The following is a 7,281-nucleotide window of genomic DNA, read 5'->3' as shown; positions in this document are numbered from 1 at the left end:
GAAACGCGCCCCTCGCAGCCTTCAACACCATGTTTTATATAGGAAATATAATGGTCAGGACAGCGAAATCAGCGCCTTACTTGGGAAATGTGGGTTGAAAGCAAGCAAACGCTATCAATTACTCGCCCCGAGACAGACCAGGACAGGCTCGCCCGGCTCGAGCGGTGCCTGGCCGCCATAGACACCGCCAGCATCGAGGACATGAAGGCGATCCTCAAGCATCTGCTCGAAGACCGCCTTTCAGAATATCGCCACCGCTTGGACGGTTAGGAACATCAAGCGATGACGCGCTCAGCGTCACTGATGGCGCGCCGGATCTCGGCTGCCATGATGCTATGGCCCAGGTCGCTGGGGTGCAGGCCATCGGCCAAAACCCCCAAGCCCTCTTGATGGGCGAGGTAGGTCGGGCCGAACAAATCGATGCACGCCACCTTCAACTGGCGCGCGGCGTCCTGAATGGCCCGGCGCACATCGCGCTGTCCGAACGAATAGGTGGACGGGCTGCCATCAACATCCATCGTCCCGGTCGCAAGATTGGGGGTCAGGAGGATGACAGACTTGCCAGCGGTCTGGAGCGCCTGGACAATCTCGATCAGGCCGCTGGTGACCTTCAGTGGCTCGTTGATCGTTCCCGGCTGCGTGATGCGGCTATTAGTGCCGAGATTGATCATCACCCATTCATGATCCTGCACCTGCGCACCGGTCAGCAGCCCGCCGCCGGGCAGCCATTGCGTGACATTGCGGCCGATGATCCCGTCATTCGCGACCTGCAACAGCCGGTTGATCGTCACCGCCTCGATCCGCCAGCGCGCATTTGACGGCCCCGCGGAACAGCGCAGTGCCACCGTATGCGCCCCGTAAGGCACCGATACAGAAACCTCATGCCCGAAGGCCGCAGCACCATTCAGGTCGATATCGGCCCCCACCTGCACGCCGTCGATCATGATGCGCCCGATTGCCCCGGCCTGCGCGACCCGCGCGAACTTGACCGTGATCCCGTCGCCGGTAAATGCGAAGCGCATCTCCGTCCCCAGAACCACGTCCAGATAGGCCCCCATCGCGCCACCGCTGCCGGTCACACGCGGCGATGCGGCACCAGTCCCGAAATTATAGACCGGCCAAGCCGCCGCATCGTCGGCCACCGGCATCCACGCCTTGGACCGATATCGCGCCCAGCCCGGCCCTTGCTCGGAAATCGTCGGGCTGAAATATGCTCCGGCCAGCCATTTGCGCAGCAGATTGGCGTAGCTCGGGGCGTCCAGCGAGGCGCGCGGATCGGTCAACTGGCCGGTGCGGGGGTCACTCGCGCCCACGCCGGTGGCATTGCTGCCCCAGGTGATGCTGTCCCCGATCAGGCGCAGCCGCACAGACTGGCGCGGGTCATTCAGCGCCCGCACCAGACCGGCAAGCGCGCCTTGCGCCGCAGGAACCTGCCCGGACAATGCCGTCAGCTCTGACACCGACATGCCCAGCCCGGAGGTGACGCGCCATGCCCCGCCGACCATCAGCCGCAAAACGACACGCCGCCCCGTGATCCACCACCCCGCAGGCAGCGCCGCGCCATTCGCATCAAGGATCGGGTATGGCCCCACCCCTGCAACCGTCAGCGTCGGTGCATCCACCGTTGCGGGCACTTGCAACTCGACAGAGACGCCTGACGCAATGGGTTGATCGGAGAATGCCTCCGGGATGCTCGCGATGATGGCCTGCGTCCCGGTGGCCGAGATCAGAGGGATCGCCCCGACCGCCTGGGCGAGCCAGCGCGCGTCTAGGCTGGAGATTACGGCATTCACCGCCGTTTCCAGCCCCGACCTTGAGGATGTCTGATTTGGAGCCGTGCCGGAAACCGGCAAGCTGAATGTGGGTGCAGGCATGTGCCGCTCCTGTCAGGTGACGATGGCTGATTTGACCGGGCTGTAGGGCGAGGCATTGCCGAGGCCGTCACGGCTGCGCGCCCAGTAGTAGTAGGTGCCAGCCGAGAGCCCGGTATTGGCATAGCTGACAACGGCGTTTGGTCCGCCATTGCGCACCGTGATCATTGTCGCACTGGCGGAGTCGTTGACCGTTGCCCGCCAAATCTCGACCCGCGTCGTCGCCGCATCATTGGACTGATCAATCACCAGATCGACCCGGCCAGATCCGCCAGTCGCAGTTCGGATCGACGGCGTCAGCAGGACGGCGGCAGGCCCCGACGCTGTGACGATACCGGACTCCATCCACGTCGACTTGCCATAGAGGCCAACCGTGCGGACGCGCACCTGATATTGATTTCCGTTGACGGCCTGCGCGATCCAGCTGCGATAGGTGGTGCCATCGCTGGCCGCGCGATCCACGCTGCCCCCGTCGAGCCAGTCGCCCCAGGCGTTGAGCGGCGGGGCGGCAGCGGGGTTGCGGGTCCGATATTGGACCTGATAGCCCTGCGCCGATGCGCTGGTGCTGGCAGGCCAGCTGGCCTCGACCCGCACCGTCACATTGCCGCCACTGATCAGCGCCGCAGCAGCCCCCGAAACCACCGCGACCGAGGCCGGGCGCTGCACGCGGGTGATAGACCCGTCAAAGCTGGCCCCCTCGACTTCCTTTTCTTCGGTCGCGGCATTCCAGGCGTAGATCGCCGCGCTCGTCTCGCGCAGCACCACGGGCAGACGCAGGGTGATCGAATGATCATCATTGATCCCCGCCGCCGGATGGATCGTCTCCACCTCATAGAGGCCATTGAACGGCGTCATCGGCGCAGGCAGCGTGACGGTGGCAACCGATCCAGCGACCAGCCGAAACGCATCCGGCATCAACTCGCCCGATACGGTGCGCTGCATGCGGCTGCGCATGACCTCGATTTTGACGACGCGCTGCCCCTGCCGGTGATCCGTCACGAAATCCAGCTGCACATCCATCCGCTTGGCCAGCCCGCCATCCGCCACGACCGCGCCGGGCGCGATAAATGCCGGTGTCTCCGCGCTCTCATAGGCCCGATCCGGCGCGGTGTAGCGACCGACGCCCTCGGTATAGAGGCTGTCGGATGGCTGCCAGCGCGTCAGTTCCAGCGGCTGCCCCTCCGTGAAATCGGTGATCACATGCACCGGGTCGCGCGCGATGGCCGGAACGAACCCCAATCGCCCGCCGACGCGGATCAGGCGCGAGGCCCCCGCCGCCAGCAGGGGGCTGATCTGGTCCTCCAGCTCGGACCCGTCGGCCCAGACTAAAACCCCATCACAGCGATAGCGTGGGATCGTGCCGCCCGCCTTGACCGCCACGGCTTGCGCGGCAACATCGGCACCCCATCCAAATGTCTCATCCCAGAGATAGGCATCGGCATAGGGCCGGATCGGGTTGGTCCGCAGTGCATCGCGCACGATCAGCGCCTGATTGCGGGTGTGGCGCGTCACCCCGTCGCGCGGGTCATGGACCAGTGACCAGTCGCCATCGACGTTCAGTTCCGGCGGGGTTGCGGGCCAGCGGTCTGATCGCTCATCCTGATCACCGCAATCCATGCGCGCCCACAGCACCGTGCGCCCGCGCCATGCATCTGTCGCCACAAACTTGCCGCCGGTTTCGCTCACGATCTGCGCCGGGCATGTGGTCTGCGATCCGCGCCCGATCCAGTAACGCAGGTGGCCCGAGAATGGCTCATTCGACGCCACCGCCCCGCCGCCTGCGAAATTGAACGGATCGCCCGATGCCGTCACTGCCCGCTTGTCGAACAGCACAGTGTAATCCGTCAGGGCCGATGCGCGGGAATTCAGCAGGTAGCAGATGTAAAGGATATCCCCGACAACGTGCCAGCCGACCGGTGTGCCGGGTGCCCAGCAGCGGCCATAGACATAGCGATAGGCGGGCAGCGCCGTGGGTCGGTGCAGCTCTGCGCGCTGCGCCTCCTGTTTGGGTTTGCCTGCCAGCGCCATGGACAGCTGCGACAGCAGGATCGATCCGCCCAACTGTGCGATAACCCCGCCCAAGGTTGCCCCGAAAGTGGTGGTCAGCCAGCCTGTGATCGCACCGGTGATCGGATCGGCCTGCGCGGGCGCGGGGGCCATGCCGATGCAGACCAGTGCCGTGGTCAGCAGCAGGAATTTACGCATACCAACCTCTCCCCGCCTGTCTCATGATTGCAAATCCGGTCTTGGTCTTGCCCGCCCAGATCCCGGGCTGAATGCAAACCAGCAACGTGCGGGCATCGACCGAGACGGCCAGCCCGCCGATTGCGTGCCCCTCGCGCAGCCCGAGCCGGCGCGCCTGTGCGGTGGCCAGCCGCTCCAGCCCGCCGCCCGCTTTGATGATACGCATCGCCTCTGCCGGGCCGCGCCATGCGCTCACGCCCTCCAGCGGATCACGGCCATGCAGTGCAGCGAACACCGCGCTCGCAGCGCCCACACAGTCGCAACCACCCCACGCGAACGCGCAGGACATGACGGCATCCACCGTCGCCAGCACTCTGTCAGGGGTCACGGTTCAGGCCAGAGCGTCTTTTCGGCGCGGGCCGTGGCCAGCACCAGCATCTTGCCCGCCGTGTCACCGGGATAGGCGCGCGATTGATCCTCATGGCTATGCGCAATCGCAGCCGAGGACCGATAGCCGGGGCCTGTCGTCAGCGTCACGGTCAGGGTGTAAAGCACCTGCACATCCGCGCCCTGCCGCTCGACCTCGGTGCGCAGCACCAGCACATCCATGGTGCCGCTGGCCAGTGAGACCGGCGCGCCGACCAGCACATTCCCCCCGGCCTCGGTGGTGACGCCCAGATAGATTGCGCCCTCACGCTGGCGGATCACCGCGTCGGCACAATCTGCCAGCTCCGGCAGATCGCAGGTCAGCGACACCGAGAAATCCACCGGCACCCCGCCCTGCGCCTCATCCGGGACGGACACCGCGCCAAACGCGCTAACGCCCGCCCAGGTGTTGCCGCCCCAGCTCAGGCTACCGACACCGCTATGAGCGCGCACCGGCCCGCCCGGCCAATCTAGCCAGACCATCAGCACCGGATGGAATACCGCCCCCGAAATCGCCGTCTCGGTGGCGGATGCGATCTGGCGCATCAGTTCCATGGATCACGCTCCACAAATCCGCCGACCTCATCGGCAAAGACCTCGCGGAAGGACCAGGTATAAGACCAATCCCCCGACAGCGGCTGCACTGCACGGGGCAGACCGCCCTCCACCCGAAACGCGCCCTCATCCTGTTCAGCCAGATTGACCCGCGCATTGCTGATCGTGATGGCCCTGTCCAGACGCAAGGTCACCGCGCCCGCCGCGTCTGTCGTGGCAGGGCGAACCACCCGCGCCATCTGCGATACAGCCGGATCGCTCATCTCATAGGCCCGGATATAGTCGCCGGGCCGCGCCACCAGCGTGCCGACAGGCAGCCCGGACAGGGTGAGACCATGCCACATCCCCTGCGGTGAGGATGCGCCCGAAGCCGTCACCATGCGGCCATCATACCAGCGCAGCGGCTGGCCGGAGGCCTGCCACGCCAAGGGGTCCGACCCGGTGCGCCAGGTCAGGGATGTGCTGTTCAAGGTGTTCACAGCGGGACGGTAATGCCGATGCCAGTTGATCGGGCTCGATCTGAGGCGCACAGCATGGATACCGCCGTCCAGCATATCCTTCAGGATCTCGCAAAAGCCTGCGCCATTCGCGCCATTACCCAAGGCAGACACCTGAAGGGTCGCGATCCGCCGCTTGCGCTGACTGGCCTGCATCTGGTCACGGCCAGTCAGCATCGACCGCAGGCGCGCCACCGGACGCCCATGCGTCCATTCAAAACCCAGCGCGCCGACCGGGGGCCAGGCGAAAACGTTGATGCTCACAACCGCCCCCCAAACACCTTGCTACGCTCCATCGTCGCACCCGTCGCCTGCACCGCGCGCCGCACCGTCACAGGCTGCGACTGCGCGACAATCTGCCCGGCTTGGTTGCGAACAAAGGCCTGCAAGCCGCCACTCTCATCAACTGCCACCGAGATATCCAGCCTGCCAATGGATCCCGGCCCGACCCGATCCGCGCCGCCCGCTGCCGCGCGGGCCATGACGGGCTGGGGCGGGCGCACCGCGTCGCGCAGCGCGGCCTGCGCCTGCGGCACGTTCAAGACGCCGCCATTGCGCGACGGCACAAACACCTCGCTATTGGGGGTGTTTTCGTTGACCAGATAGGCCCCGCCGGCGCGCACACTGCCGCCACCGGCCCGCGCGCCGGTCAGCATGTCACCGATCCACGATGTAAAACCACCGCCGCCAGCACCGTCCAGCAGGCCAAACAGCCCCTTTGAAAACTGCGCCTTGGCCATCTCCATCAGCAGGCTGGCAATCGCTTCGCGCGCGCTGCCGCTGCCGCTGCCGGAAATGATCGTATCAAAGATGCTGCCCAAGGCATCCTTGCCGCGATCGGACGCCGCCTCCAGATCCGCGATCCGATCCGCCGCCGCCTCGGCCTCCAGCCCCGCCGTGGCATAGGCCTGCGCCTGCTTGTCGATCTTGGCCGTCAGCTCTGGCGTGACCTTGATACCCTGTTCCTGTGCGGCCATCAGCAGCTCGGCCTTCTTGCGGGCAAAATCCGCAGCCCCGGCGTAATCGCCACCAGCCTGCGCAGCCTCGACGAACGCCGCCGCCTCGGCATTCAGCAGCAGGATCTGTTTTTCGGTTTGCTTCAAGGCCTCATCGAATTCAGCACGATCCTTCGCGCCGCCGCCCTTTTTGCCTCTGCCGCTTTTGGGCAGATCAGGCACGCCAAGCTCAAAGGGGCGCGCTTTGGGTTTGGGGGAACTGTCAGGCGCAAGCTCAGGCCATGCGATATCGGCATAGGGGTTTCCGAACCGGCCAAGCTCCGGCTGGAGGCCGCCCAGTTTGGTCGTATCAATGCCGGGCAGGCTGGCACGCACCTGCGCCGCAGCACCCGCCGCCATTTGCAACACACCAACCAGCCCGCCAACAGCCGAGATCGCACCTTCCAAGCTGATGCCATTGATGGCCGAGACCTGATCAAGAGCGCCAGACGCCTCGGTCTGGACGGTTGCCAATTCCGCATGAAGATCGCGGCCTTTAAGTGTGCCTATCCCGGCACGATCAATGATGTCATCCAGCTTGGTGATGATGGCGTCCATTGCGTTGGCCGCATCGGTCTCACCAGCCGCGTCCAACGCATCCATGACGCTGGTAAGCTCATTTTTGAGGGCCGTAGCCCTTTCCCGCATGGACCAGCCTTGTTGCAGAAGTCCCCAGGGAGCAGGATTCACACGGGGAATCCATGGGGTTAATGGTCTGAGATGACGAGACCTGATCCTGCCCGCTATCGGACG

Annotated in this window: 6 protein-coding genes; all 6 read right to left on the bottom strand. The window is 65.3% G+C overall.

Annotated elements, in window-relative coordinates:
- Window positions 1-275: 275 nt before the first annotated feature.
- Genes GBJ34_RS19100 through GBJ34_RS19075 form a run of 6 tightly spaced genes read right to left on the bottom strand, consistent with a single transcriptional unit; the run spans window position 276 to window position 7,131 of the window.
- Entirely contained in the window at window positions 276-1,874 is a 1,599-nt protein-coding gene (locus GBJ34_RS19100) for an SGNH/GDSL hydrolase family protein (RefSeq protein WP_151720788.1), read from the bottom strand.
- Window positions 1,875-1,886: 12 nt separating this feature from the next.
- Window positions 1,887-4,076, bottom strand: a complete 2,190-nt coding sequence (locus GBJ34_RS19095; RefSeq protein WP_151720787.1) for a phage tail protein — start codon at window positions 4,074-4,076, stop codon at window positions 1,887-1,889.
- Entirely contained in the window at window positions 4,069-4,428 is a 360-nt protein-coding gene (locus tag GBJ34_RS19090; protein ID WP_404811458.1) for a DUF6950 family protein, read from the bottom strand. Before GBJ34_RS19090 ends, GBJ34_RS19095 begins: the two co-directional genes overlap by 8 nt.
- Before the next feature lie 11 nt (window positions 4,429-4,439).
- Complete coding sequence (locus GBJ34_RS19085; protein ID WP_151720785.1) at window positions 4,440-5,036, bottom strand: hypothetical protein; 597 nt, start codon at window positions 5,034-5,036, stop codon at window positions 4,440-4,442.
- Window positions 5,027-5,797 carry a hypothetical protein gene (locus GBJ34_RS19080; protein ID WP_151720784.1) on the bottom strand — a complete coding sequence of 257 codons (771 nt, stop codon included), beginning with the start codon at window positions 5,795-5,797 and terminating at the stop codon, window positions 5,027-5,029. Before GBJ34_RS19080 ends, GBJ34_RS19085 begins: the two co-directional genes overlap by 10 nt.
- Window positions 5,794-7,131, bottom strand: coding sequence for a hypothetical protein (locus tag GBJ34_RS19075; protein ID WP_151720783.1), 1,338 nt, complete (start codon window positions 7,129-7,131; stop codon window positions 5,794-5,796). The genes GBJ34_RS19080 and GBJ34_RS19075 overlap by 4 nt, the downstream gene beginning before the upstream one ends.
- Window positions 7,132-7,281: the final 150 nt, after the last annotated feature.

It is taken from the genome of Gemmobacter serpentinus (genome assembly GCF_008973825.1).
Classification (GTDB): Bacteria; Pseudomonadota; Alphaproteobacteria; order Rhodobacterales; family Rhodobacteraceae; genus Gemmobacter; species Gemmobacter serpentinus.
This window is presented reverse-complemented; position numbering and strand designations above follow the sequence as displayed.

What these genes read in the sequence shown, in the direction of transcription:
- GBJ34_RS19100 (WP_151720788.1), bottom strand. Translation starts at nt 1,874, where the DNA reads ATGCCTGCACCCACATTCAGCTTGCCGGTTTCCGGCACGGCTCCAAAT.
- GBJ34_RS19075 (WP_151720783.1), bottom strand. Translation starts at nt 7,131, where the DNA reads ATGGATGCGTTGGACGCGGCTGGTGAGACCGATGCGGCCAACGCAATG.
- GBJ34_RS19095 (WP_151720787.1), bottom strand. Translation starts at nt 4,076, where the DNA reads ATGCGTAAATTCCTGCTGCTGACCACGGCACTGGTCTGCATCGGCATG.
- GBJ34_RS19085 (WP_151720785.1), bottom strand. Translation starts at nt 5,036, where the DNA reads ATGGAACTGATGCGCCAGATCGCATCCGCCACCGAGACGGCGATTTCG.